General features: G+C 62.4%; 25 protein-coding genes and 1 tRNA gene. 9 read left to right on the forward strand and 17 right to left on the reverse strand.

The features are described from left to right. Entirely contained in the window at positions 1-1,434 is a 1,434-nt protein-coding gene (locus GC1_RS20980; RefSeq protein ID WP_019297585.1) for a sulfotransferase family 2 domain-containing protein, read from the forward strand. A gap of 196 nt (positions 1,435-1,630) precedes the next feature. On the opposite strand, the gene GC1_RS20985 is transcribed toward GC1_RS20980, so the two are convergent. The 8 genes from GC1_RS20985 to GC1_RS21020 form a co-directional block, all read right to left on the reverse strand. Next, positions 1,631-2,095, reverse strand: coding sequence for a PTS sugar transporter subunit IIA (locus GC1_RS20985; protein ID WP_019297586.1), 465 nt, complete (start codon positions 2,093-2,095; stop codon positions 1,631-1,633). A gap of 52 nt (positions 2,096-2,147) precedes the next feature. Continuing rightward, the gene (gene hpf / locus GC1_RS20990) at positions 2,148-2,705 is read right to left on the reverse strand and encodes a ribosome hibernation-promoting factor, HPF/YfiA family (RefSeq protein WP_019297587.1); all 558 of its coding nucleotides are present in this window, start codon (positions 2,703-2,705) and stop codon (positions 2,148-2,150) included. Between the two features lie 268 nt (positions 2,706-2,973). Then, positions 2,974-3,732: an LPS export ABC transporter ATP-binding protein gene (lptB, locus tag GC1_RS20995; protein ID WP_019297588.1), complete on the reverse strand. Its 759-nt coding sequence runs from the start codon at positions 3,730-3,732 to the stop codon at positions 2,974-2,976. Further along, entirely contained in the window at positions 3,732-4,184 is a 453-nt protein-coding gene (lptA, locus tag GC1_RS21000; protein ID WP_237754658.1) for a lipopolysaccharide transport periplasmic protein LptA, read from the reverse strand. The genes lptB and lptA overlap by 1 nt, the downstream gene beginning before the upstream one ends. A 63-nt stretch (positions 4,185-4,247) precedes the next feature. Beyond that, entirely contained in the window at positions 4,248-4,847 is a 600-nt protein-coding gene (gene lptC, locus GC1_RS21005; RefSeq protein ID WP_019297590.1) for an LPS export ABC transporter periplasmic protein LptC, read from the reverse strand. A gap of 22 nt (positions 4,848-4,869) precedes the next feature. Next, a complete protein-coding gene (locus GC1_RS21010; RefSeq protein ID WP_019297591.1) occupies positions 4,870-5,838 on the reverse strand; it encodes a KpsF/GutQ family sugar-phosphate isomerase in 969 nt (322 codons plus the stop codon). Next, a complete protein-coding gene (locus tag GC1_RS21015; RefSeq protein ID WP_019297592.1) occupies positions 5,835-6,449 on the reverse strand; it encodes a ribonuclease D in 615 nt (204 codons plus the stop codon). The genes GC1_RS21010 and GC1_RS21015 overlap by 4 nt, the downstream gene beginning before the upstream one ends. Positions 6,450-6,607: 158 nt before the next feature. After that, a tRNA-Leu gene (locus GC1_RS21020) sits at positions 6,608-6,694 on the reverse strand. 253 nt (positions 6,695-6,947) lie between these two features. Between GC1_RS21020 and GC1_RS21025 the strand changes: the two genes are divergently transcribed. Both GC1_RS21025 and GC1_RS21030 read left to right on the forward strand, forming a co-directional pair. Continuing rightward, positions 6,948-9,137, forward strand: a complete 2,190-nt coding sequence (locus tag GC1_RS21025; RefSeq protein WP_019297593.1) for a dehydrogenase E1 component subunit alpha/beta — start codon at positions 6,948-6,950, stop codon at positions 9,135-9,137. After that, positions 9,134-10,168 (forward strand): acyl carrier protein, encoded by a 1,035-nt coding sequence (locus GC1_RS21030; RefSeq protein ID WP_019297594.1) that lies wholly within the window; start codon positions 9,134-9,136, stop codon positions 10,166-10,168. The genes GC1_RS21025 and GC1_RS21030 overlap by 4 nt, the downstream gene beginning before the upstream one ends. A gap of 56 nt (positions 10,169-10,224) precedes the next feature. On the opposite strand, the gene GC1_RS21035 is transcribed toward GC1_RS21030, so the two are convergent. The 3 genes from GC1_RS21035 to GC1_RS21045 form a co-directional block, all read right to left on the reverse strand. Then, positions 10,225-11,799: a DUF427 domain-containing protein gene (locus tag GC1_RS21035; protein WP_019297595.1), complete on the reverse strand. Its 1,575-nt coding sequence runs from the start codon at positions 11,797-11,799 to the stop codon at positions 10,225-10,227. A 140-nt stretch (positions 11,800-11,939) separates the two neighbouring features. Then, entirely contained in the window at positions 11,940-12,641 is a 702-nt protein-coding gene (locus GC1_RS21040; RefSeq protein WP_019297596.1) for a winged helix-turn-helix domain-containing protein, read from the reverse strand. Further along, positions 12,613-12,906 carry a hypothetical protein gene (locus GC1_RS21045; RefSeq protein WP_019297597.1) on the reverse strand — a complete coding sequence of 98 codons (294 nt, stop codon included), beginning with the start codon at positions 12,904-12,906 and terminating at the stop codon, positions 12,613-12,615. Before GC1_RS21045 ends, GC1_RS21040 begins: the two co-directional genes overlap by 29 nt. Before the next feature lie 157 nt (positions 12,907-13,063). Here GC1_RS21045 and GC1_RS21050 point away from each other — a divergent pair, with 157 nt between their 5' ends. The 4 genes from GC1_RS21050 (at position 13,064) to GC1_RS21065 (ending at position 17,089) form a co-directional block, all read left to right on the forward strand. Beyond that, positions 13,064-13,579 carry a hypothetical protein gene (locus GC1_RS21050; protein ID WP_019297598.1) on the forward strand — a complete coding sequence of 172 codons (516 nt, stop codon included), beginning with the start codon at positions 13,064-13,066 and terminating at the stop codon, positions 13,577-13,579. A gap of 98 nt (positions 13,580-13,677) precedes the next feature. Continuing rightward, positions 13,678-14,295, forward strand: a complete 618-nt coding sequence (locus tag GC1_RS21055; protein ID WP_019297599.1) for a ribonuclease HII — start codon at positions 13,678-13,680, stop codon at positions 14,293-14,295. 107 nt (positions 14,296-14,402) lie between these two features. Then, the gene (locus GC1_RS21060) at positions 14,403-15,506 is read left to right on the forward strand and encodes a site-specific DNA-methyltransferase (protein WP_019297600.1); all 1,104 of its coding nucleotides are present in this window, start codon (positions 14,403-14,405) and stop codon (positions 15,504-15,506) included. Between the two features lie 194 nt (positions 15,507-15,700). After that, on the forward strand, positions 15,701-17,089 hold the full coding sequence (locus tag GC1_RS21065; RefSeq protein WP_019297601.1) for an adenylate/guanylate cyclase domain-containing protein: 1,389 nt from the start codon (positions 15,701-15,703) through the stop codon (positions 17,087-17,089). Between the two features lie 3 nt (positions 17,090-17,092). Here GC1_RS21065 and GC1_RS21070 read toward each other — a convergent pair whose 3' ends face one another. After that, the gene (locus GC1_RS21070) at positions 17,093-18,226 is read right to left on the reverse strand and encodes an alkane 1-monooxygenase (RefSeq protein WP_019297602.1); all 1,134 of its coding nucleotides are present in this window, start codon (positions 18,224-18,226) and stop codon (positions 17,093-17,095) included. A gap of 84 nt (positions 18,227-18,310) precedes the next feature. Then, positions 18,311-19,375 carry an A/G-specific adenine glycosylase gene (gene mutY, locus GC1_RS21075; RefSeq protein WP_019297603.1) on the reverse strand — a complete coding sequence of 355 codons (1,065 nt, stop codon included), beginning with the start codon at positions 19,373-19,375 and terminating at the stop codon, positions 18,311-18,313. 84 nt (positions 19,376-19,459) lie between these two features. On the opposite strand from mutY, the gene GC1_RS21080 reads away from it, so the two are divergent. Together GC1_RS21080 and GC1_RS21085 are read left to right on the forward strand one after the other, a co-directional pair. Then, on the forward strand, positions 19,460-19,987 hold the full coding sequence (locus GC1_RS21080; protein ID WP_019297604.1) for a DUF721 domain-containing protein: 528 nt from the start codon (positions 19,460-19,462) through the stop codon (positions 19,985-19,987). Beyond that, positions 19,984-20,655, forward strand: a complete 672-nt coding sequence (locus tag GC1_RS21085; protein ID WP_019297605.1) for a DsbA family protein — start codon at positions 19,984-19,986, stop codon at positions 20,653-20,655. The genes GC1_RS21080 and GC1_RS21085 overlap by 4 nt, the downstream gene beginning before the upstream one ends. A gap of 79 nt (positions 20,656-20,734) precedes the next feature. On the opposite strand, the gene lpxK is transcribed toward GC1_RS21085, so the two are convergent. The 4 genes from lpxK to GC1_RS21105 form a co-directional block, all read right to left on the reverse strand. After that, positions 20,735-21,736, reverse strand: a complete 1,002-nt coding sequence (gene lpxK, locus GC1_RS21090) for a tetraacyldisaccharide 4'-kinase (RefSeq protein WP_019297606.1) — start codon at positions 21,734-21,736, stop codon at positions 20,735-20,737. Further along, positions 21,723-22,916, reverse strand: coding sequence for a 3-deoxy-D-manno-octulosonic acid transferase (locus tag GC1_RS21095; RefSeq protein ID WP_019297607.1), 1,194 nt, complete (start codon positions 22,914-22,916; stop codon positions 21,723-21,725). Before GC1_RS21095 ends, lpxK begins: the two co-directional genes overlap by 14 nt. Before the next feature lie 113 nt (positions 22,917-23,029). After that, entirely contained in the window at positions 23,030-23,833 is an 804-nt protein-coding gene (locus GC1_RS21100) for an inositol monophosphatase family protein (RefSeq protein WP_019297608.1), read from the reverse strand. Continuing rightward, positions 23,820-24,165, reverse strand: a 346-nt coding sequence (locus tag GC1_RS21105; RefSeq protein ID WP_039498869.1) for a metallopeptidase TldD-related protein, incomplete at its 5' end; no start/stop codon positions are given. The genes GC1_RS21105 and GC1_RS21100, both read right to left, overlap by 14 nt.

The following is a 24,165-nucleotide window of genomic DNA, read 5'->3' on the forward strand; positions in this document are numbered from 1 at the left end:
ATGCCTTCTTCCTTTGATTACTTTGTTGTCTTTGCAGAAATGCGGACCGGCTCCAATTTCCTGGAGACCAACCTGAATGCCTTTGACGGGCTGGTCTGTCATGGCGAGGCTTTCAATCCGCATTTTATCGGCTATCCCAACAGCACGGACATCCTGGGCGTGACCCGGTCCATGCGGGAAGCAGACCCGGCGCGGCTGATCCGGAAGATCAAGGAAGACCCGGGCGCGCTGGGGGGCTTCCGCTACTTCCACGATCATGACCCGCGGGTGCTGGGCCTGATGCTGGAGGATCCGCGCTGTGCCAAGATCATCCTGACCCGCAATCCGCTGGACAGTTATGTGTCGTGGAAAATCGCCAAGGAGACCGGCCAGTGGAAGCTGACCGATGTGAAGCGGCGCAAGGACGCCAAGGCGCGGTTTGATGCGGCGGAGTTTGCAGCTCATGTGGGCGCGCTGCAGGATTTCCAGGTCACACTGCTGAACAGGCTGCAGGCGCTGGGCCAGACAGCGTTTTATGTGGCCTATGAGGACCTGCAGAGCGTTGAGGTGATGAACGGGCTGGCCCGGTGGCTGGGGGTGCCGCACCAGTTGGAAGCGCTGGATGGCAGCCTCAAGCGGCAGAACCCGGCGCCGGTGCTGGCCAAGGTTGCCAATCCTGAGGAGATGCAGGAGGCGCTGGCCGGCATGGACCGGTTCAATCTGACCCGGACCCCGAACTTCGAGCCGCGCCGCGGCCCGGCAGTGCCAGGATATGCGGCAGGGGTGGTGACACCGCTCTTGTACCTGCCGCTGAAAGGCGGGCCGGAGGCGGAGGTGGTACGCTGGATGGCCGGGCTGGACCACGTGGCACCAGAGGGGCTGATCCAGGGCATGAACCAGAAACAGCTGCGCCAATGGAAGCGCGGCAACAAGGGATTTCGCAGCTTTACGGTGCTGCGCCACCCGGCGGCGCGGGCCCATGCGGTGTTCTGCCGCCGGATCCTGAATGCAGGCGAGGGCAGCTACCGGCAGATCCGCAATACGCTGCGGCGGCAGTTTGGCTTGCCGTTGCCGGAGCAAGGGCCGGACGCGGGCTATTCCCGGTCGCAGCACCGGGAAGCATTTACCGGATTTCTGGAGTTTGTGAGGTCCAGCCTGGCCGGGCAGACCTCAGTCCGGCTGGATGCGGAATGGGCAACCCAGAGCCAGGCTTTGGCCGGATTTGCCGAACTGGGTCCGCCGGATTTGCTGATCCGCGAAGAGGAAATGGGCGAGGATCTGGTGGCGCTGGCCCGCAAACTGGGCCGGATGGAGCCGGGTGCAGTGCCTGAAGCAGAGCCGGAAACGCCGTTTGCACTGGCGGATATTTATGATGCGGAACTGGAGGCGCTGATCGCCTCGGTTTACCAGCGTGACTACTTGGCCTTTGGGTTCGGGCCCTGGCGGCAGGGCTGACCCTTCCGTTCCCGCTGCAAACTCAGTACTCCCGCGCCCGCCGGATGTTCAGCAGGCTGACCAGCCGGAACGGCCTTGGGCCGGGCGCCGCACGGGGTGCGGCGCGGGATTGGCGCTCTGCCTGCCGGTTTTCAAGAACACATGCCCTGCGGCCGCTGTTGCGCGCCGGAGCCGTAGCATCGTCGATGCCCGTGCCTCAGGCCGCCTGGACGGACTGGCCTTCTGTCAGGATGGTGTAGAGCGTGGCCGGGTCGTGATTGGCCCGCAGCTTGGTGCAGAAGCTTTGCTCCCGCAGGGTGCGCGACACCAGCGCCAGCGCCTTCAGATGTTCGACACCGGCGTCTTCGGGCGCAAACAGGGCAAATGCGATGTCCACCGGCTGGCGGTCAACCGCGCCGAAATCCAGTGGTTTCTCCAGGATCAGGAATGTGCCGCAGACCTCGCTGATGGTGTCGAGCCGGGCATGCGGAAGAGCCACGCCGTGGCCGACACCGGTGGGACCGAGGCTTTCACGGTCCAGCAGCGCTTCGAGTGTGGGCTGGGCATCCAGCCCGTAGGCGGATTGAGCGACCTCTGCGATTTCCTGAAACAAGCGCTTCTTGCTTGAGACCGCTCCGATTACCCGGACGGCCTCTGGCTTGAGGATGCTGGAAATCTGCATGTGTCTGCTCCGTTCCGGCGCCCCTGCGGGGGCGCCGATGCCTTAAGTGTGTTTACGGATCGATCCAGCCGATGTTGCCGTCTTCACGGCGGTAGACCACGTTCAATCCGTCTTTGCCCTCATTGCGGAAGACCAGCACCGGTGCGCCTGCCAGCTCCATCTGCATCACTGCTTCCCCGACAGACAGGGAGGGGATGCGGGTCTCCATTTCGGCGACGATGATCGGCTGCAGCGAGTCCGGTTCGGAATCCGCTTCCTCAGAGGCGAGGATATACGAGTTGGCGCCCAGATGTTCAACCGGCTCGCTGCGGTCCTTGTGGTGATCCTTGAGACGGCGCTTGTAGCGGCGCAGCTGCTTTTCCATTTTCTCGCAGCAGGCATCAAAGGCCGCATAGATTTCGGTTTCGTGGGCTTTCGCCTGAGCACTCAGCCCGGTCGACAGATGGACGGTGGCTTCACACACATATTCATGCGCCGAACGGGAAAAGACCACAGTCGCGTCGGTGGGCCGTTCGGCGTATTTTTGAACGGCCGAACCGAGCTCGTTCTGCACATGAACCTGCAGAGCGTCGCCGATGTCGATCTGTTTGCCGCTGATTTTGTAACGCATGTGATCTCCTTCACAATTTATTGCGGCCGGGCCTGCCGCCAAGGCAATCCTTGGCGGTGTCACGTCAGGTCCGGAACCGGGGGGCAGGCCAGCGGTCCGGTTGCATCCGTCCGGGCCTTGTCGCCAAGGCTGGTGTTCGGACTGCATCGGACTGCGCGTATGCCATGGGTCAATTCCACGGCAAGACAGCGGGAGAGTCAATGGATAACGCGAAAAAAGAAGCCTGGGTTTGCGGCGGTTATTTGCTGCCGCGGAGGCGTGAAAAGGATCAGGAAATACGGAAGTTGTCGCCCAGGTAAACGCGGCGCACGTTCTCGTTTTCCACCACTTCTTCGGGGCTGCCGGACATCAGCACCTGGCCGTCATGCAGGATGTAGGCGCGGTCCACAATCTCCAGCGTCTCGCGCACGTTGTGGTCCGTGATAAGCACCCCGATGCCGCGTTTCTTGAGGTCTGCGACCAGGTGGCGGATGTCCCCGACCGAGATCGGGTCGACGCCGGCAAAGGGTTCGTCGAGCAGCAAGTACTTGGGGTCGGCGGCCAGGCAGCGGGCGATTTCCACCCGGCGTCTTTCACCGCCCGACAGTGCCAGCGCGGGGGCGCGGCGAAGGTGTTCGATGGAGAAGTCTGACAGCAGTTCTTCAAGCCGTTCGCGGCGCTTGTGCTCGTGCTTTTGCGAGATGTCCAGAACGGCAGAGATGTTGTCCTCCACCGAAAGGCCGCGGAAGATCGACATTTCCTGCGGCAGGTAGCCGATGCCCAGGCGCGCGCGGCGGTACATCGGCAGGCCGGTCACGTTCTGCCCGTCGATGCTGACGGTGCCTGCCTCCGGAAACACCAGCCCGGCAATGGTGTAGAAACTGGTGGTCTTGCCGGAGCCGTTGGGACCGAGCAGCGCCACCACCTCACCGCGGTTCAGGGACATGGAGACATCCCGGATCACCACCTTCTTGCGGTAGGATTTGCGCAGCCGTTCGATGCGCAGCCCGGAGGAGCCCTCGGTCACTTTCAGGTCCGGTTTCGCCATCAGTTGCTGCCGCCGTTTGGATTGAGGATGGTTTTCACCCGGCCGGCCATGCGGGCCGTGCCCGAGGTGAGGTTCACCTCCAGCCGGTTGGAGGCCAGGGTGCCGTTTTCCTGATTGAGCAGCACATTTCCGGTCATCACGATGGTGCCGCGGTCGATGGTGTATTCGGCGCGCTGCGCCTCGGCTGCGTCCGGGCCGCTGACCAGGATCACATTGCCGGTGGCCTCCAGCCGTTCGATCCCGGCCTTGCCGCCGCTTTCGCCTGCCGTTTTGTAGATCACCAGAACCTTGTCTGCAGAGAGCCGCATGATACCCTGCACGATCAGGACGTTGCCGGTGAATTCGGCGGAGCCGTCTGCCTGGTTCACTGCCAGATTGTCGGCCGTCACCTCAACCGGCTGGCTGGGGTCGGCCTTGACGGCGCCAAAGGCGACGGAGGCCGTTTGTGCCATTAAGAGGCCGGGAAGCACCGCAAGGGGCAGGCAGAAAATCAATGCGCGCAAATAGGACACAGGTTATCTTTCCGGTTGCTGGGGATCATATAGCAGCTTCACCCCGTTTTTGAACACCATATGGACCGGGCCGCCCTCTGTTTTTGCACGGATCTGCATGTTACCTGCGGTCAATTCGCCGATAACACCGGTTGCGCGGACCGGACCGGGGCTGCTGGCTTCCAGTCCGCTGAGGGCTGTATTGAGCTCTTCCGTCTCGACGATCAGGCCGTCCGCAGAGGTGATGGTCACATGGCCGGTAAACCGCGCCATATCCTGGCCGGGGTGGATGGCACCGGAGTCGGAGGCAAGGGTGATCTTGCCGCCTTCCGCCAGTCTGAACTCCGCCGATAGGTCGCTTGCAACCGCGGGTGCGCCTTCGCCGCCCGGGCGGGCCAGTGCCGCTGTGACCATAATCTCATCACCCTTCGCGGTGGTGCCTGAGAAAAAGGGCGAGGTGACCTGCTGGCCTTTCATCCGGTCCTCGATATCCCTTTGCGCAAAGGGGATTACCGCATCGGTGTTTACGCCGCGGGAAATCAGGAACAGGGTCGACAGCAGGACCAGGGCGGCCAGCGGCAGCAGCACCTTGAGGTAGGCGACGGCTCTGGAATGGCTGTCCATAGTTTCCTTTCAGGCCCCCTTGTCAGCCCAATCCTGCACGCAGGCAGTCGTGGATGTGGAGAAGCCCCTCGGCCTTTTGCCCGTTGTCAGGATCGACCACAAACAGGCAGGTGATCTTGCGCTGGTTCATCACTGCGACGGCCTCTTGCGCCATTGCGCCGGGGGCAATGGTGGCCGGTCCAGTGGTCATGACCTCGGCCGCCGTCTTGTCCAGCAGCCCGTCCATGTGGCGGCGCAGGTCGCCGTCGGTGATAATGCCGGCGAGGGAGCCATCAGCGGCAGCAACGCCTGCCACGCCGAAGCCTTTCTGGCTGATTTCGATCAGCGCGTCGGCCATCGGGGTTGTCTCGGAAACCAGCGGCAGCGCGTCTTCTGCATGCATCAGGTCGCGCACCTTGCTGAGCTGGGCGCCGAGTTTGCCGCCCGGATGGAAATCGCGGAAATTCTCAGGGCGGAAATCGCGGTGTTTCATCAGCGCAATCGCCAGTGCGTCGCCCATTGCCAGTGTCAGCGTGGTGGAGATTGAGGGCACCATGCCAAAGCCGCAGGCCTCGCCCATCGAGGGGATCTGCAGGTGGACATCCGCCTGTTTCATCAGGGTGCTGTCCATTTTGCTGGAGAGCCCGATCAGCGGGATGGCAAAGCGGCGGGTGAAGGCCAGCAGGTTTGCCAGCTCCGGTGCCTCGCCCGAGTTGGAGATGGCCAGCACCACGTCGCCTTCCGACAGCATGCCCAAATCGCCGTGGCTGGCCTCGGCCGGGTGTACGAAATAAGCAGGCGTGCCGGTGGAGGCCAGCGTTGCCGCGATCTTGTGGCCGATGTGGCCGGACTTGCCGATGCCGCTGACGATGATGCGGCCCTTGGCCTTAAGGATCAGCTGCACCGCTTCGGCAAAGCGCTCATCCAGACCATCGGCCATCGCGTTCAGTGCCTTGGCCTCATCTGTGATCACCTGACGCGCGGTGACAAGGAATTTTTCGGTATCGGTCATGAGTGGGCAAAAATGTCAGTTTCGGGCCAGCCAGCCAGGTCCAGCTTGGCGCGCGTTGGGAGGAAATCGAAACAGGCCTGGGCCATTTCAGTGCGTCCTTCACGGGCCAGGCGCTTGTTCAGGGCGTCGCGCAGCTTGTGCAGGTGCAGGACGTCGGAGGCCGCGTAGTCGAGCTGAGCCTCGGTCAGTTCTTCGGCGCCCCAATCGCTCATCTGCTGCTGCTTGGAGATGTCGATGCCAATCAGTTCCTGGGTCAGGTTCTTGAGCCCGTGGCGGTCGGTGTAGGTGCGCACCAGACGGCTGGCGATCTTGGTGCAGTAAACCGGCGCTGCCAAGGCGCCGAAGGCGTGGTACATCGCAGCGATGTCGAAGCGGCCGAAATGGAAAAGCTTCAGCACATTGGGATCTTCCAGCATCCGGCAAAGATTGGGGGCATCGGTCTGGCCGATTTCCACCTGCACGATATGGGCATTGCCGTCGCCACCGGACATCTGGATCACGCATAGACGGTCGCGGTGGGGGTTCAGACCCATGGTCTCGCAGTCAATGGCGACAACGGGACCGAGATCCAGCCCGTCGGGCAGGTCGCTCTTGTATAGGTAATTGGCCACTGGAATTCCCTTTTGATTTTCACCGCACCGGAGCTGTTGCAGAGGAAATAGGCGCTTTGGCCTGCAAACTCAACTGCGCGAAGACAGGCTGGTTTACGCGGGCCGATTATCCACGCAATGAGACCCGAAGGAGGCTGCGGATTGTCATTCTTGGGGAATGGTGCCCAGGAGAGGACTCGAACCTCCACGTCCATACGGACACTAGCACCTGAAGCTAGCGCGTCTACCAATTCCGCCACCTGGGCAGGTGTCGTGGAGAGGGCGTATAAGATGGTTTGCCGGGGCCGTCAAACGGAAAAGACGGGCAAAGCCAACAGTGGCGCGCGTATTGGTCTGCGGCCTTGGGCGTGCGCGCGGCACTTCCGGCCATTTTGTGACGATCCGGACTGATTGGCGGATTTGGCATTCCGTTTTGGAATGATGCCAGTACGCAAACTCATTGGCTTCACGTCCCGGATTCGCGGATAAGGACATGGTCAATCAGCGTAAGGAGGCCGCATGGACCGCGCCCAGATCGTGCATCAGAACTTCCTGGACCGGGTCAAGGCCGGGGAGCTCCCCGCAGGTGCTGCACCAAGCGGGACGCTGGCGGCGGCTGAGGCTGTTTTCACCTTTCGCGCGCAGGTGCTGAGCCGGGCGCTGGACCTGACCAGCCGGGACATGCAGAAAGCGGGGCAGGGGTTCTATACCATCGGCTCCTCCGGGCATGAAGGCATGGCTGCAGTGGCCCGCGCCCTGCGCCCCACTGATATGGCGTTTCTTCATTACCGGGATGCGGCGTTTCAGATTGCCCGCGCCGATCAGGTGCCGGGGCAGCGGATTGCCTGGGATATGTTGCTGTCCTTTGCCTGTTCTAGCGAAGACCCGACCTCGGGTGGGCGGCACAAGGTGCTGGGGTCCAAGGCGCTGATGATCCCGCCGCAGACCTCGACCATTGCCTCGCATCTGCCGAAGGCAGTGGGCGCAGCCTATTCCATCGGTGCCGCCAAACGGCACCAGCCGGAGCATCAGCTGCTGCCGGAGGATGCCATTGTCCTGTGTTCATTCGGCGATGCATCTGCCAACCACTCGACAGCGCAGGGAGCGTTCAACACGGCCGGCTGGACCTCGGTGCAGTCGACGCCGCTGCCCTTGCTGTTTGTCTGCGAGGACAACGGTATCGGTATTTCGACCAAGACGCCGAAAGGCTGGATCGAGGCCTCGATGGCGGGGCGGCCCGGCATCAAGTATTTCAAGGCGGACGGGCTGGATATCTACAACGCCTACGCGGTGGCGCAGAAGGCGGCGGAGTATGTGCGCACGCGCAAGAAGCCGGCGTTCCTGCATTTGCGCACCGTGCGCCTGTACGGTCATGCCGGGGCGGATGTGCCGACGACCTATATGGCCAAGGCCGAGGTGGAGGCGGATGAGGCCAATGATCCGCTGCTGCATTCGGTGCGGCTGCTGGATGAGGCGGGGGCGCTGCGTCCCGAGGACGCGCTGAAGATCTACCAGGACACCTGCGCGCGGGTGGAGCGGATCCGGGCTGAGGCGGTGACCCGGCCGCATTTGCGGACGGCTGACGATGTCGTGGCCAGCCTGATCCCGCCCAAGCGGGAGTGTGCGCCCACCAATGGCCCCAGTGCCGAGGCACGCGCCGCGGCCTTTGGCAGCGACATGCGGTCGATGGTGGAGCCACAGCCAATGTCGCGCCTGATCAACTGGGCTCTGACCGACCTGATGCTGGAGCACGGCGAAATCGTCATGATGGGCGAGGATGTGGGCCGCAAGGGCGGGGTCTATGGCGTCAGCCAGAAGCTGCAGCAGCGGTTCGGGCCGGACCGGGTGATCGACACATTGCTGGATGAGCAGTCAATCCTGGGGCTGGCGATCGGGATGGGGCACAACGGGTTCCTGCCGATCCCGGAAATCCAGTTCCTTGCCTATCTGCACAACGCCGAGGACCAGCTGCGCGGCGAGGCGGCGACGCTGCCGTTCTTCTCCAACGGACAGTTTTCCAATCCGATGGTGCTGCGGATTGCCGGGCTGGGGTACCAGAAGGGGTTTGGCGGCCATTTCCACAACGACAATTCGCTGGCGGTGCTGCGCGATATTCCGGGGCTGGTGATTGCCTGCCCGTCGGACGGGGCGGAGGCTGCGATGATGATGCGCGAAGCGGTGCGGCTGGCGCGCGAGGAGCAGCGGGTGGTGGTCTTTGTCGAGCCAATTGCGCTGTATCCGATGCGGGACCTGCATGAGGCGAAAGATGGCGGCTGGATGCGCAGCTATCCCTCTCCGGACCGCCGCATCGGCTTGGGCGAGGTTGGCGTGCATGGGGACGGCACCGATCTGGCCATCGTGACCTATGGCAACGGGCGCTACCTGTCGGCCCAGGCGCAGGCGGAGCTGGCGGCGCAGGGCGTGGATGCGCGGATCGTCGATTTGCGCTGGCTGGCGCCCCTGCCGGAGGCGGCGCTGCTTGATGCGGTCGAGGGCTGCAAGAACGTGCTGATCGTCGATGAATGCCGTGTCACCGGCAGCCAGTCCGAGGCGCTGATGGCACTGTTTGCGGAGCAGAGCGATATCCCCACCGCTCGGATTGCTGCGAGCGACTGCTTCATCGCAACCGGCCCTGCCTATGGCGCGACGCTGCCATCGAAGGACAGCATTGTTGCGGCCGCATTGCAGCTGGCAGGAGGCAAGAAATGACCCGCACTGCTGTTCTGATCTGCCCGGGCCGGGGAACCTACAACAAGGCGGAGCTGGGGTATCTGCACCGCCATCATGCGGACAAGGCGGCGCTGTTTGCGGGTTTTGACGCGCAGCGCCGGGACGCCGGGCAGGAAGAGGTCACCGCGCTGGACAGGGCCACGCGGTTTTCCGTGTCGAAATATTCGCGCGGGGATATTGCCTCGCCGCTGATCTACGCCTCGGCATTGGCGGATGCGCAGTCTCTGGCGGAGGACATCGAGGTGGTTGCTGTCACCGGCAATTCGATGGGCTGGTATATCGCACTGGCGGCGGGCGGGGCGCTGAGCGCTGATGACGGGTTCAAGATTGTGAACACCATGGGCACGCTGATGCAGGAGCAGCTGATCGGCGGCCAGCTGGTCTATCCCTTTGCTGGGCCGGACTGGCAGAACGACCCCGCGCGCAAGGCAGAGCTGCTGGCGCTGGCGGCAGAGATAAATGACCGCGAGAGGCATGACCTGGCGCTGTCGATTGATCTGGGCGGGATGCTGGTGCTGGCTGGGAACGAGGCCGGTCTGGCGGCGTTTGTGCGCGCGGTACCGGTGGTCGAGGAGCGGTTCCCGATGCGACTGGCCAACCACGCGGCGTTTCACACCAGCCTGCAGGCACCGGTGGCTGCGGAAGGGCGCAAGCGTCTGGGGCAAGGGATGTTCACCCAGCCAGAAGTGCCGCTGATCGACGGGCGCGGACAGGTCTGGTGGCCCGGTGCCACGGATACGCAGGCCTTGCGGGACTACACGCTGGGGCATCAGGTGGTGGAGCCCTATGATTTCACGCTTGCTGTGCGGAATGCCGCCCATGAATTTGCGCCGGATCTGTTCATCGTAACCGGTCCGGGCACCACGCTGGGCGGCGCGGTGGCGCAATCGCTGGTGCAGGCGGGCTGGCAGGGGATGACTTCCAAGGCGGATTTCAAGGCGCGCCAGGAGGAGGCGCCCCTGCTGGTTTCGATGGGGGATGCGGCGCAGCGGTCCCTGGCCGCGGGCTGATCGAGAGGCAAGCGGCGGCTGCGCCGCCCTTTACCCGGTGCTGAGCAATGGCTGGGCTACTCGGCGGCTGCTTGGGATTTCCGGGCAGGCTGAATTGCAAAGCAGGTGACCGGCTGGGAGACATTGTGCAGGCTGACAGCGCCTAGCGAGACGCCCTGCGAGGTGTCGCCCAAGATGTCGCGGCTGACGACAATCGCGTGATCCGCGGTTTTGCCGTAGTCGCCCAGCCGGGCGGCGATATTGGCGGCCTGGCCGATCACCGTGAAGTCCAGCCGCTCGCGCGAGCCGATGTTGCCGTAGGTCACACGGCCATAGGCAATGCCGATGGCGGCCTCGCAGCGGTGGCCGTCTTCTTCCTGGGCGATTTCCTCCAGCCGGGCAACGATGGCGCGGGCGCTGTCCAAGGCCTGGGTGCGCGCCTGTTCCGGGTCGCTGCCGGCCGGGAAGACGGCGAGTACAGCGTCACCGATGAATTTCAGCACCTCGCCGCCGTGATCGTGCACGATGGTAGAGGCGGTTTCGAAGAACTGGTTCAAGAGCGCGATGTAATCCCGGCGGCCCAGCTGTTCCTCCAGCCGGGTGGAGCCGCGCAGGTCGCAGAACATGATGGCGGCGTCGATCTCATCACCGTCACCGCGGCGGATCTCGCCGCCGAGCACCCGGGCGCCGGTGCGCTTGCCTACGTATGTCTCCAGCAGCGCTTGGGCGTTTTCGCGCTGCATGAAAATCTCGTAGTAGCGGGCGATCACCCCGGAGCATTCGAAAATCAGGCCCAGGTTGGCGGTGGAGAAACCATTCGGGTGATCGCTGGTCAGCGTCAGCACATTGATGCGCCCGTCGGAGAACCGCAGCGGCATCGCGACATAGTCGGTGGCGCCTTCCTTGCGCAGATCCTCAAGAATGGGAAAGGCATCGTCGGTGCAGCAGGCGTCCAGCCGGTGCCGCACCCCGCCCAGACCATTGGAGACATGGCGCAGCGGACTGTTCTGATACGCGGGATGGTCGTGGATTTCATAAGACGGGGCGTAGGTGGTAACCTCGCCGGTTTTCTTCTGCCAGATGTAGTTCTTGCCCGCGATCAGCGGGTGCAGCGACCAGGCCATGACCGACAGGCGGGACAGGTAGATACCCTGCTCGACAAACTTCTCTGCCAAGGCGGCGGTCAGCTCTTCCGGGGTTGCCACCATCGAGGCATCGCGCAGCAGCCAGTCGATCACCGGGCCGGAGATATTGCCGTAATCCGGCATCTCAACAGTGTTTCTGCCAAAGTCGAACTCAACTTCGGCGCCGGGCATGAAGCCGATGTGGCCGGAAATGGCGGCGGCCTCCGGCATGGCGTCCTCGTAGGCCCAGACGCCGTTTTGCACCGTGCTGCCGGGCAGCAGGATGTCGCGGTAGCTGGCGGTGCCCTTGAAGGGGCAGAAAGTTTGCAGGGGAGTATGGGCTGACAGCGGCGCGGTCACGTCTGCCGCGGGGAAGTAGACGGCTGGCGGGAGCCGGGTTTCGTACATCACCTTGGCATGGGAGCTTTGCGCCACAACGGTGCCGTTGCGCCGGGCGGTGACCAGGCCTTGCAGCGGTTCGACAACAATGCCGTAGCCCCGGTTGCGGGTCTGCACCTGTGTGTCCATCCCAGAGATCCTTGTCCTATGTGCCGTTCAGGCAGCGGAAACAGGACCGGCCGGCGCAGGCCGGTTCTGAACTATCTGGGGACTGTGCCGGAAAAATCCAGAGCCGGACACAGGATATTGAGCAGAACGGAGCGGAAGGGTCAGACCATGCGGATCACGTCCTTGCTGATGGCCAGCACATAGCCGCGCTTGGCAATGTTCTTCACCAGCAGTTCGCTGACCATCTGGTTCCCAAGGGTATCACGCAGGCGCTTGATCCGGGTGGCGCCGGCGGCCTCCTCGCAATCGGCGGAGGTGCGGCCGGAAATCACAGCCTCAATCTCGGCGCCGGACAGCACATCGTCGTCCAGCCGGGCCTCGGCCAGGACCGAGAGGGTTTCCATCGCGGCGGGTGTCAGCTTGAACCCCATGTTGTTTAGATAGACGGTGTTTTCATCGCGGCTGATCAGCAGCTCGTTCACCTGGATGCCGGAGCGTTCGATCTGGGCCATGCGGCGGTTCAGCATCACCAGCATGCCCAGAACTGCCAGCGCCGCCACCATCATCGCCGCGGCGAAGACCAGCAGCACAAAGATCACCATCCGGTAGCTGGTCAGCGTGTCGGCAAAGGCGGTGCCGGACTGTGCCAGGATTTCCAGCAGCTTGATCTCGGCCTGGGTGGTCAGGTCGTTTTCGATAAACAGCTGTTCAACCCGGGCGTTGAAGGCATTGGCATCGGGCAGGGTCAGCAGCAGCACCGTGCCGGCCACGGCCAGAATTGCCACGATGGCAGCGATGCCAAAGCCGATGACCTTGCTGCCGGCCGCACGGGCCTCAGAAACGGAGATAGTAGGGTCCGGCATTGGCCTTCCTTTGCTGCAGGCCTTCGGGGCCGAAGACGGAGAGGACATTCAGGAGCGTCCATCCAGCGGGCGCAATTCGGGCCTGGATTTCACCGCGGGCGGCCTGTTTCTGGCAGGCGCCGGAGAGCTGGATCACACCATAGTGCAGCCGCAGCGGGTTGTCCTGCTTGGCCTTATAGTCGGCATAGCAGTCTGCGGCCAACACGGGCGAGGAAAGCGCCAGAAGGGCGGCCGCAAGGGCGGGGATCAGAAGGTGCTGTTTCATGGGGCCATCCTGCGTTCGCGGTGCGTGAAATTCAATAACCGCAGGGGGTTGGAGCAGCTGATATCTGATAACAACCCGCCGATATTGCCTGTCTGAAAGGGGCCGGGACAGGCTGGCGGCATCAAGTGTTCTGCATATTCAAAAGAAAGGTCCCGACATGACCCAGATTCACCGCCCCCAGCCGCACCGCAAATTCATTGCAATGATTGTCGCCGCCGCCATTGCCATTACCGGTTTCTCTGCGGCGCCTGCCCGCGCTGACGACGATGTCGCGAAAATCCTTGGTGGCCTGGCGCTGCTCGGGATCCTGGGCGCAGCCATCAAGCATTCCCGGGATCGGGATGACCATGCGGTGACCCGCACGTACAATCCGCCGCAGAACCATTCGCACGGCGGCCGTGAGTACCGCGGGCACAACCGTCACGGCGGCCACGTCAAACCGCTGCCGCAATCTGTGCGCCGTTATGATCTGCCCGCGCATTGCGTCCGCTACTTCCCGCGCTACAGCCAGAACTATCCGCTGGCCGCAAAGCGCTGCCTGGACCGCAACTATGGCTACACGCACAAACTGCCGCGGGCCTGTAAGGTGACGTTCTGGAACGGCCAGCGCAACCGCACCGGCTTTAAACCCGGCTGCCTGAAAAGACATGGCTACCGGATGGTGAACCGGTGACCCGCACAACGGTTTCGAGCAGCAGCAAACTTGGGGGGCTTCGGCCCCCTCTTTTTGTGCGGGTTGCATCCGGCACCGGGATTGGCTTTGTCAGAACCATGACACAGCCAGATTACAGTCTCGAAATCGCAGCCCATGAAAAAGGGTTCCTTAGAATTGCCGGTGTGGATGAGGTGGGCCGCGGTCCGCTGGCCGGCCCGGTGACCGCGGCCGCGGTGGTTCTGGATATCAGCGCAATTCCTGAGGGTCTTAATGACTCCAAGAAACTGAGCCTGAAGAAGCGGGAGGCACTGGAGGGGGATATCCTGTCTTCGGCCCAAACGGCGATTGCTCATGCGACGGTTGAAGAGATTGATTCCCTGAACATTTTACGCGCATCGCATCTGGCAATGGAGCGCGCCGTAGCAGCGCTGGATCCGGCACCGGATTACCTGCTGATCGATGGCAACCTGATCCCCAAGGGACTGGCCTTGCCGGCTGAAGCCGTGGTGAAGGGCGATGCCAAATCGGTGTCAATCGCCGCAGCCTCCATCCTGGCGAAACTGGCTCGCGACCGGATCATGGTGGATTTGGCGCAACAGTTTCCGGGATATGGCTGGGAGAAAAACGCAGGCTACCCCTCGAAACAGCATCGGGATGCGCTAGTTCAGCTGGGGATAACCCCACATCATCGGCGCTCATTCAAACCGGTACACAATATCTTGTATCAAGAGTGAACCGTAAGGCGTTGTTGTAATAAACAAATTGACCTCGAATCCGCGATGACTCATCCTGTGGACAACCTAATGAGCGCAAAAATGCGCCGCGGTTATGAGGCAGAGCAATGAATAAAACCATGACAAAGGGCGCGGCAGCGCTCCCTTTAAACACGATTATTGGCGGTGACTGCGTCGAAGCGATGAACAGTCTGCCGGCCAATTCGGTTGATCTGATCTTTGCGGATCCGCCGTATAACCTGCAGCTGAAAGGCCAGCTGCACCGCCCTGACAACTCTAAAGTCGATGCTGTGGATGATCACTGGGACCAGTTTTCCAGCTTTGCGGCCTATGACCAGTTCACCCGTGAGTGGCTGAAGGCGGCGCGCCGGGTACTAAAGCCGAATGGCTCTATCTGGGTGATCGGTTCCTACCACAACATCTTCCGCGTTGGCGCCGTGCTGCAGGACGAAGGCTACTGGGTTCTGAACGACGTCATCTGGCGCAAGTCGAACCCGATGCCGAACTTCCGCGGCAAACGCTTCACCAACGCGCATGAGACGATGATCTGGGCGTCCAAGTCCGAGGGTGCCAAGTACACGTTCAACTACGAAGCACTGAAGGCGCTGAACGAGGGCATTCAGATGCGCAGCGACTGGGTGCTGCCGATCTGCACCGGCCATGAGCGGCTGAAGGACGAAAACGGCGACAAGGCGCATCCGACGCAGAAGCCGGAATCGCTGCTGCACCGGATCCTGGTGGGCGCGACCAACCCGGGCGACGTGGTGCTGGATCCGTTCTTTGGCACCGGCACCACTGGCGCGGTCGCCAAGATGCTGGGCCGCGAATTCATCGGCATTGAACGTGAAGAAGCCTACCGCAAGGTAGCAGAGAAACGGATCAAGGCAGTGCGCAAGTTCGACCGCGAGGCGCTGGAGGTTTCCGCCAGCAAGCGCGCGGCGCCGCGGGTGCCCTTCGGCCAGCTGGTCGAGCGCGGCATGCTGCGCCCGGGTGAAGAGCTGTACTCGATGAACCGCCGCCACAAGGCGAAGGTGCGGGCAGACGGCACCCTGATCGGCGACAACATCAAGGGGTCCATCCATCAGGTCGGTGCGCATCTGGAGAATGCTCCGTCCTGCAACGGCTGGACCTACTGGTGCTTCAAGCGCGACGGCAAGACCGTGCCGATCGATGTGCTGCGCCAGCAGATCCGGGCGGAAATGCAGAACTGACGCCCCCGGAGCTATTCAGAACACAACAGTCTATTGCAGGTGCCTGTGCAAATTGCGCAGGCGCACACCTTGCCCCGCCTGGATCAGGCGGGGTTTTTTGCATGTTTGCGGCCTGATGGGCTATTCCCTGTTTGAGGCGAGGTGACTATCTGAAGCAGGAATGCTGCTGCAGCCAGCGGGAAGAGGGAGAACCAATGACCGATACGGCGTTTGCAACTGGAACCGGAGCTGCCAGAGCAGCAGAAGCAAGCAGCAAGGAGCTCTCTGCTGCGGAAGGCAGGTTTGCGGAAGCTGCTTTGGACGCGCACAAGCGGCGCGGGCTGCAGCTGGCTGTGCGGGCGCGTTGGATTGCGTTGCCGATAGTCGCGGTATTCATCGTCTTTCTGAATCCCGTTTGGAGTGTCCTTTACTACCACGGGCTTCTTGCGCTTCTGTGCCTGAACGGCTGGTTGATCAGCCGCGCCGGAAAGGTCGGCAAATCGAGGCTGGAGCTGTTCCTGATCTTTTTAGACCTGGCAATCATGACATTCGGGTTTATCGTGCCGAATCCCTTCGATTTCCGCGAAATTCCGGCGGCGATGCACTACAGGTTCGACAACTTTCAGTATTTCTTTATCATTCTTGCAGCGGGCACCATGGCCTATTCCTGGCGCACGGTGATTGCGATCGGAACCTGGACCGCGATGATGTGGCTGAGTACGCTGGGGCTGGTCTGGTGGTTCTCCAGCCCGGTTCCCGGCCTGACAGAGGCTGTTGGCGACGCCCTTAGTTTTGAGCCGGAACTGGCACTGTTCTTTGACCCTAACAGCTTTGTGGTCAAATTGCGGGTGCAGGAAGCGCTTGTTTTTGTGCTGGTGGCAGTGACGCTGGGTTTCTCGGTGCGCCGGTTCAACGGGCTTTTGCGCAGCAATGCCAGCCTGGAACGGGAGCGGGCGAACCTGTCGCGTTACTTTTCACCCAACGTGGTGGAACAGCTGTCCCAGAACGATGAGCCGCTGAAGCAGGTGCGCAGCGAGTACGTGGCGGTTCTGTTTATCGATATTATCGGCTTTACCCGGCTGTCAGCAGGCATGGATCCGCACGCGGTGATTGATCTTTTGCGTGAATTCCATGGCCGGATGGAGCGGGAGGTGTTCCGCCATCACGGCACGCTGGACAAGTATCTGGGAGACGGGCTGATGGCGACCTTTGGCACGCCGGTGGCTGGCAAGCAGGACGCCACGAATGCGCTGGCCTGCGCCCACGCGATGCGGGCTTCGCTTGCGAGATGGAACCGGGACCGTGCAAAACAGGGCAAGCCCGAGATCCGGGCCGGGATCGGTATTCATTATGGCGAGGCGTTGCTGGGTGATATCGGTGCCAACCGGCTGGAATATGCGGTCCTGGGCATGACGGTGAACATCGCCGCGCGGCTGGAGAACCTGACGCGCAGGCTGCAGGCCAGTATTGTTGCCAGCGAAGCAATGGCTGCGCAGGTCAAGGCGGAGCTGGCTGGGCTGGACTTGCTGGACGGCGCAGCCCGCCATCCGGATCAGGAAGTGCGCGGGCTGGATCAGCCGATGACCGTCTTTGCTTGGGCCTGACCTCTAACGTGGCATCGGGTTCTGCGCCTTGTTATAGGCGTACCAGTTGGTGATTTCGGGATAATACGTCTGCCGCCAGCGGCGCACCCGCGGATTCATCACCCGCCGCCACAGGGGCGGGATCATCGCGGCAATGGTCATTACCGGATAGCCGTATGGCAGCTGCGGTGCGTCAGCCTCGGTGTAGTTCTGCAGCAGCGGAAAGCGGCGGTTCGGCTTGTAATGGTGGTCCGAATGGCGCTGCAGGTTGATCAGCAGCCAGTTCGATGCCTTGTGCGCCGCGTTCCAGGAGTGGCGCGGCTGGACCGGCTCGTATTTGCCCTCGCCCAAGTGTTTGCGGGTCAGCCCGTAGTGCTCGACGTAGTTGACCACTTCCAGCTGCCAGATCGCGGTGCCTGCCTGAACCAGGAAGAGGAGGACACCGGTCAGACCGCCGAGCATCAGTGCCAGCAGCAGCATTGCGGCCTGCAATGCCCAGTAGCGGAAGAACGGGTTGGAGCGGTCGGTCCAGGGGCGGTTCTTCTTGGCAAGTTTCTCTTTTTCGGCTCGGAAGGCAGAATGCCAGCATTGCCGCAGCACCCGGGGATAGAAGCGGTGGAAACCCTCGTTGTAGCGTGCAGTGACCGGATCGCGGGGGGTGCCGACGTAGCGGTGGTGCACCAGCAGATGTTCGGAGCGGAAATGCGAGTACAGCACCATCGCCAGAAGAATGTCCCCCAGCCAGCGTTCCATCCGGCTGGACTGGTGCATCAGCTCGTGGCTGTAGTTGATACCGACGGCGCCGGTCACAACCCCGACACCGAAGAACGCGGCGAACTTTTCAAAGCCATTCAGGTGTTCAGCGCCGCTCACGTACCAGATCAGCCCGAACAGCGTGATGAACTGCAGCGGCACCCAGGCCGCTGTCAGCGCCTTGTACCACTTGAGGTCTCTGTCCGGTGTTTCCGGGTCGGCGTTTTCCAGATTGAGCCCGAAAACCCCATCCAGCACCGCAAACAGGTGCCAGGTCACGAGTGGCGGCAGCAACAGCGCCCAGCCGCCCTGCAACGCCGCGATCCAGACCAGCGGCAGCAGCAGAAATGACATCCAGAACGGCAGGGCGCTTTGCCAGCGGGAAAGAGTTTCGGGGGCAATCATGCCAGGTCTCCCAAATCAGTCAGCGCGCGTTTGGGGAAACCCTATGCCCAGACATTTAAAAACCCAATAGGGGCGCGGGGTAACCTAGCGGCCTTTGTATAGATCGAAGGCTTTGCGCATCACCGTGGGCAGGCTGGAAGGGCGGAAATGGTGGCGTGAAATCAATTCCTGTTCCGCACTTTGATTGAACCCGCCAGGCAGTTCTGCGGTCATGATGCGCAGGATCAGGTGAAAATGGGTGAAGGTGTGCCGCACTTCTCCAGCCAGTTCCTGCCAATCCGCTTCAAAGGGCGGGTTCGGGACGGGTGCATCGCTCCAGTCCGAGCCGGGCCAGCCCAGCATGCCACCCAGCAACCCCTTGTCCGGCCGCCGTTCCAGCAGCCAGGTTCCATCGGCGGATTCCGCCAGATAGACAATTCCTTGCCGGGTGGGTTTGGGTTTCTTTGGTGTCTTCTTGGGCAGTTCAGCCGCTGTTCCGGCAACGCGGGCCGCGCACGGGCCGCGCCAGGGGCAAATGCCGCAGGCCGGGTTGCGGGGGGTGCAGATGGTGGCGCCCAAGTCCATCACCGCCTGCGCGTAATCGCCGGGCCGCTGCACCGGAGTGAGCTCTGCTGCACGGTCTTTCAGCACCGGTTTGGCACCTGGGAGCGGGTCGTGGATGTCGTGAACACGGGCCATCACCCGCTCCACATTGCCATCCAGCACGGTCTCAGCCCGGTCAAAGGCGATGGAGGCGATGGCGGCAGCGGTGTAGGGGCCGATGCCGGGCAGTTTGAGCAGGCCCTCGTAGCTGTCCGGGAAGCTGCCGCCGTGATCCTGTGCCACAGCGCGGGCGCATTTCAGCAGGTTGCGGGCGCGGGCGTAATAACCGAGGCCAGCCCATTCGCTCATCACGTCGGTGTCTTCTGCGGCGGCCAGATCCAGAACCGTTGGCCACCGGCTGGTGAAGCGCAGGAAGTATTCGCGCACGGCGGCAACCGTGGTTTGCTGCAGCATCACCTCGCTAAGCCAGATCCTGTAAGGATCCGGGCGGATGCCTGCAGCGCGGCTTGCCGGACCTACCCGCCAGGGCATCTCGCGGGCATGCACGTCATACCACGCGAGCAGTTCTTCGCTCATCGTGGCGGAATCGCTCTTTAAGTCACGCATTCGTTATTCCTTGGGCGGCGGTTTGGCTGGCGCCTGCATAACCGCTCTTTACAATAGGGCGGGCAGTCGAGCAAAACCTAGATCATGGCATTCAGGCGCAGCACCACACGCGGGTTCTCCCGGACCTCCAAGCTCCTTAGCGAGCAGATCCGCAAAGCGGGGGAAAGCCGCGGATTCGCGGTGTCCCGGCTGCTCACCCATTGGGAGGAGATCGCCGGGCCGGATATCGCTGCGATGGCACGTCCAGTGAACATCGGCTACGGGCGGGGCTCTTTTGGCGCGACGCTGACGGTTCTGACCACCGGGGCCAATGCGCCAATGCTGGAAATGCAAAAGGAACGCCTGCGCGAGCGGGTGAATGCGGTCTATGGCTTTAACGCCATTTCCAAGGTGCGGATCACGCAAACGGCACCGACGGGATTTTCCGACGGCCGCGTGGAATTCAAATATGCCCCCAAAGTGCAAGCGCCGCTGCAGCCGGATCCGCAGGATGCGGCAGAGGCCAGCAAGGCTGCCGAAGGGGTGGAAAACGATGATTTGCGCGCCGCCCTGGAACGCCTGGGGCGCAATGTGCTGACAAAACAGAAAACGCAAGGAAAGGGGTTCAAATGACCCGTTTGATGTCTGGTGTCTTGGCCGCGGTTGCGGTGGTTGCGGGCGGTTATGCCCTGTCGGGTTTGAGCAGCCAGAGCAATCTGCCTGCAAACCCGCTGGTCGGCGCGGCGGTCGCACAGGAAGCAGAAGTAGACACCTCGACCATCACCGAAATGACCCTGGGGGCGGAGGATGCGCCGGTCACGCTGATCGAATATGCCTCCTACACCTGCCCGCACTGCGCGAATTTCCACAACAACACATTCAAGCAGTTGAAAGCGGATTACATCGATACCGGCAAGGTGAAGTTCATTTACCGCGAGGTCTATTTTGACCGCTACGGGCTGTGGGCATCGATGATTGCGCGTTGCAGCGGGCCGGAGAAATTCTTTGGCATTTCCGACCTGATCTACAAAGGCCAGTCGGAATGGGCGCGGGCCGGCGGTGCGCCGGAGATCATTGATGAACTGCGCAAGATCGGCCGCCTGGCGGGCATCGAAAACGACCAGCTGGAGGCCTGTTTGCAGGACGGCGAGAAGGCGCAAACTCTGGTGACCTGGTATCAGGAAAATGCGACTGAGCATGGGATTGAATCCACGCCGTCCTTCATCCTGAACGGCGAGAAGGTTTCGAACCAGTCCTACGACGAGTTCAAGAAACTGCTGGATGCCGAACTGGAAAGCTGAACGTCAGTAAGCTGATAAGCAAAAGCCCGGGCCATGTGCCTGGGCTTTTTTGTTTGAGCAATTGCTTTCTTTTCGGCGGTCAAGGCGCAGGAGCAGCTGCTTTCAGCATGTTTTTCAGGCCATCGTCACCGGAAATCTTCAGGCGGACCGGCAGGGTTATCACCTTGGAGCGGAAGCCGTCCGGCAGCCGGACAGCGTCCTTTTCGGTAGTGACCAGCTGCGCGTTCAGCAGCTTGGACTCGTTTTCCAGCCGGTTCATCAGTGCCGGGGTCAGCGGCTGATGATCGTCCAATGCCTCAGACCGGGCTATTTCGGCACCAAGGCTGCGCAGGGTGCTGAAGAACTTCTGCGGATGGCCGATGCCGGCAAAGGCCAGCACGCGGGTGCCGTTCCAGGGCATCCCGGTCTGCAACGGTTCCAGCGCGCCGGTGAAATGCGGCAGCCCCTGCAGATGGCTGCCCCAAACGTCCGTGAATGCTTTTTGGGCGGGCTCCGGCCCCAGCGACAGCACCGCGCCGGCGCGTTTCAGCCCTATGGCAACCGGTTCGCGCAGCGGGCCGGCCGGCAGGCAGCGGCCGTTGCCGAAACCGTGCTGGGCGTCGACCACAACAAGTGACAGGTCCTTGGCGACCGCAGGGTTCTGAAAGCCATCGTCCAGTACAATGACCGTCGCCCCGGCGTTGGCTGCAGCGCGGGCGCCCGCGGCGCGGTCCTTGGCGACCCAGACCTCGCCAAAGGCTGCCAGAAGCAGCGGCTCATCTCCCGTTTGCGCTGCCTTGTGCTTGCCGGGCATCACATGCACCGGCCCCTCCAGCGTTCCGCCATAACCGCGGGTGACCACATGCGGATCATGGCCAAGGCTGCGCAGGGCTTCCAGCAGCCAGATCACGGTTGGCGTTTTGCCAGTGCCGCCGGCATTCAGATTGCCCACGCAGATAACCGGCACACCGGGTGCAACCGGATTACCCTTGGACAGACGGGAGGCCGTTGCACGGGCATAGGCCCAGCCAAGTGGTGCCAGCAGGGCGGACCGCAAGTCAAACTCCCCCGGCAGCTTGTGCCAGAAATCAGGTGCCCGCATTAGTGTCCTCGCGCTGGTCAAGAAGGGTCTGGATCTTTTCCAGTAGTGTGTCAGTGGTTGCGGCGCTTTCGGTGACGCTTTGCCAGCCGGCCAGGGCCATTTCGGCGGCTCTGTCTGGAGCTGATAAGGCAACAACGGTGTCTGACATCTCGTTGTGGGTCTGCACCTGAACCGCGGCACCGGCCTTGGTCAGCCTGTCATAAAGTTCACGGTGCGCGTGGATGCCGGGGCCATGCAGCAGCGCAGAGCCCAGAGCCGCGGCATCCAGGGGGGATTGACCCTGGGCAGCCGGATCGAGACTGTTTGCGAGCAGGGCGACCGGTGACAACCGGTACCAGAGGCCGATGTCCTCGCCACTGGTGAGCAGAACCTGGTTGAAGTCTTCAGGCTCTCCGCCGTTTTCCCAGTCGGCAAAGGACAATCCGCTTTTCTGCAGCAGGCCGCGGGCCGCCTCCAGATCCGCAATATCGTCCAGCGCAACGACCAGCAGCAAGCGGTGCAGCAGACGCAGGGCATTGCGGTGAGCGTCCAGAACGCGGGACAGTTCATTCAGTTTGACGTGGGCCGCAAGCCAGACCGGGCGGCTGCCCAGGGTCTGCTGCATGGCGGCCAGTTCGTCGTCGTTGCACCCGGGCGGAATGGCCGATACACGCAGCTTGCCAGCCACTTCCAGCCGTTCCGCCGGAAAGCCCAGCCTGATGAGCCGGTCCCGCACAGTTTTGGATGGCGTCAGGATACATGTCAGCCCTTCCAGCATCCTGCGGCGCTGATCCGGCAGCCAGCGGCTGGTGCGGTGAGGCATTTCAGCGTCAAGAAGATCGGCCAGAAGTACACCGGTTCCCTGGTCACGCAGATGCCGCAGCAGGGTCCGGCGGGCTGGCGGGCCTGTCCAGATACAGGCATCGGGCCGCCAGTGCGCCACGAATTCGCGGGCTTCTGCCAATGTGTCCTCCGCCAGCGGGCCAACTGGAATGTCGCAGCCGACAGTGCCGGTCAGTCTCAGATCAGGCTCCCAGCTGGCCAGCACAGAGAGGTCCGGGCGCAGGGTCTTGAGACGGCGGCCTATGTCGCAGAGCGCGAGGTAGCGCTCTGGTGTTGTCGCGTGCACCCAGAGCACTTCACCCTTTGGACGGGGTTGCAGCACCGCAGAGCGGCTGGAATTTGTGCTTCGCCGTTGCATCTGTTTCGATTTGATTTTTCCGGCCAAAGGTAGCTGCAACATGCGGGTTTGTCTGTGAAAAGTTTACGTCCAGCCATTGCAGGACAGCTGAGACCGCTTAAGCCGGGGCAGGTTTAATGTCCAGCGATGCCGGGGCCTGCCGGGTCCAGGGCTGCGATAAGCGCCGTGTGCAGAGACGTATTTCCGGCAACCACGCCGTTCAGGCGGGGATGCGGGTTGTTGAAGCGCAGGGGCTTGCCTGACCTGTCTGAGATGGTGCCGCCTGCCTCGCGCACCAGCAAATCGCCGGCGGCAATGTCCCATTCCCAGCTGGGGCGCAGCGTCAGCATGGCCCCGAACCGGCCGTCGGCCACCTTGGCCAGCCGGTAGGCCAGCGAGGGCCGGTAACTGCGGATGAATGCAGGCGGAGTGCCGCCCTGCCAGTGGTGCGGTTGCAGATTTGGCTTGGCGGCCAGAACCTCAGTATCTGCAAGTTCTGCCGCAGCCGAGATCCCGATCGGGCTGCCGTTGCAGGCTGCACCCTTTCCCTTGGCGGCAGTATACATAAGCTCACGTTGCGGCAGAAAAATCACCGCGGCCGTGACCTCGCCTGCTTCGGCAACCGCGATGGAATGCGCCCAGGTGCGGGAGCCTTCGGCAAAGCTGCGGGTGCCGTCGATCGGGTCTATGATGAAAACCTTCTCGCGAGTCAGGCGGGCTGGGCTATCTTCGGTCTCCTCCGACAGCCAGCCGTAGCCGGGCCGCGCTTGCTGCAACATGTCCTCGAGCATGGTGTTAACGGCCAGGTCGGCTTCGGTCACCGGACCCGCACCGCCTGGCTTGTCCCAGCGCTTGGCGTCGGGACCAGTGTAGCGGCACGCAATGTCTCCGGCCTGTTCCGCCGCTTTTACAAGCAGGGATAGGTCAGTTGCCGGCAAGGGTCATTCCTTCGACCAGAAGCGACGGCACCACGGTGGACAAATGCGTGCGCGCGTCGTTGGCCGGGATAATCCGGCGCAGCATATCGTGCAGGCTGCCCGCGATAGTGCATTCGTTGACCGGATAGGCAATCTCGCCGTTTTCCACCCAGAAACCGGATGCGCCGCGGGAATAGTCGCCGGTGTTCGGGTTGATGGTGGAGCCGATCATCGAAGTGACCAGCAGGCCGGTACCCATCTGTGCGATCAGGTCTTCACGGCTGGCATCACCCTGGGTCAGCGCGATGTTCCAGGTCGAGGGGGAGGGCACCCCGCCGATGCCGCGGGCGGCG

The organism is Leisingera sp. ANG1, from assembly GCF_000203975.2.
Taxonomy (GTDB): Bacteria; Pseudomonadota; Alphaproteobacteria; order Rhodobacterales; family Rhodobacteraceae; genus Leisingera.

Bases quoted from the DNA above. Each gene is read 5' to 3' on its own strand.
- GC1_RS20980 (WP_019297585.1), top strand. From the start codon at position 1: ATGCCTTCTTCCTTTGATTACTTTGTTGTCTTTGCAGAAATGCGGACC.
- GC1_RS20985 (WP_019297586.1), bottom strand. From the start codon at position 2,095: ATGCAGATTTCCAGCATCCTCAAGCCAGAGGCCGTCCGGGTAATCGGA.
- hpf (WP_019297587.1), bottom strand. From the start codon at position 2,705: ATGCGTTACAAAATCAGCGGCAAACAGATCGACATCGGCGACGCTCTG.
- lptB (WP_019297588.1), bottom strand. From the start codon at position 3,732: ATGGCGAAACCGGACCTGAAAGTGACCGAGGGCTCCTCCGGGCTGCGC.
- lptA (WP_237754658.1), bottom strand. From the start codon at position 4,184: ATGGCACAAACGGCCTCCGTCGCCTTTGGCGCCGTCAAGGCCGACCCC.
- lptC (WP_019297590.1), bottom strand. From the start codon at position 4,847: ATGGACAGCCATTCCAGAGCCGTCGCCTACCTCAAGGTGCTGCTGCCG.
- GC1_RS21010 (WP_019297591.1), bottom strand. From the start codon at position 5,838: ATGACCGATACCGAAAAATTCCTTGTCACCGCGCGTCAGGTGATCACA.
- GC1_RS21025 (WP_019297593.1), top strand. From the start codon at position 6,948: ATGGACCGCGCCCAGATCGTGCATCAGAACTTCCTGGACCGGGTCAAG.
- GC1_RS21030 (WP_019297594.1), top strand. From the start codon at position 9,134: ATGACCCGCACTGCTGTTCTGATCTGCCCGGGCCGGGGAACCTACAAC.
- GC1_RS21035 (WP_019297595.1), bottom strand. From the start codon at position 11,799: ATGGACACACAGGTGCAGACCCGCAACCGGGGCTACGGCATTGTTGTC.
- GC1_RS21040 (WP_019297596.1), bottom strand. From the start codon at position 12,641: ATGCCGGACCCTACTATCTCCGTTTCTGAGGCCCGTGCGGCCGGCAGC.
- GC1_RS21045 (WP_019297597.1), bottom strand. From the start codon at position 12,906: ATGAAACAGCACCTTCTGATCCCCGCCCTTGCGGCCGCCCTTCTGGCG.
- GC1_RS21050 (WP_019297598.1), top strand. From the start codon at position 13,064: ATGACCCAGATTCACCGCCCCCAGCCGCACCGCAAATTCATTGCAATG.
- GC1_RS21055 (WP_019297599.1), top strand. From the start codon at position 13,678: ATGACACAGCCAGATTACAGTCTCGAAATCGCAGCCCATGAAAAAGGG.
- GC1_RS21060 (WP_019297600.1), top strand. From the start codon at position 14,403: ATGAATAAAACCATGACAAAGGGCGCGGCAGCGCTCCCTTTAAACACG.
- GC1_RS21065 (WP_019297601.1), top strand. From the start codon at position 15,701: ATGACCGATACGGCGTTTGCAACTGGAACCGGAGCTGCCAGAGCAGCA.
- GC1_RS21070 (WP_019297602.1), bottom strand. From the start codon at position 18,226: ATGATTGCCCCCGAAACTCTTTCCCGCTGGCAAAGCGCCCTGCCGTTC.
- mutY (WP_019297603.1), bottom strand. From the start codon at position 19,375: ATGCGTGACTTAAAGAGCGATTCCGCCACGATGAGCGAAGAACTGCTC.
- GC1_RS21080 (WP_019297604.1), top strand. From the start codon at position 19,460: ATGGCATTCAGGCGCAGCACCACACGCGGGTTCTCCCGGACCTCCAAG.
- GC1_RS21085 (WP_019297605.1), top strand. From the start codon at position 19,984: ATGACCCGTTTGATGTCTGGTGTCTTGGCCGCGGTTGCGGTGGTTGCG.
- lpxK (WP_019297606.1), bottom strand. From the start codon at position 21,736: ATGCGGGCACCTGATTTCTGGCACAAGCTGCCGGGGGAGTTTGACTTG.
- GC1_RS21095 (WP_019297607.1), bottom strand. From the start codon at position 22,916: ATGCAACGGCGAAGCACAAATTCCAGCCGCTCTGCGGTGCTGCAACCC.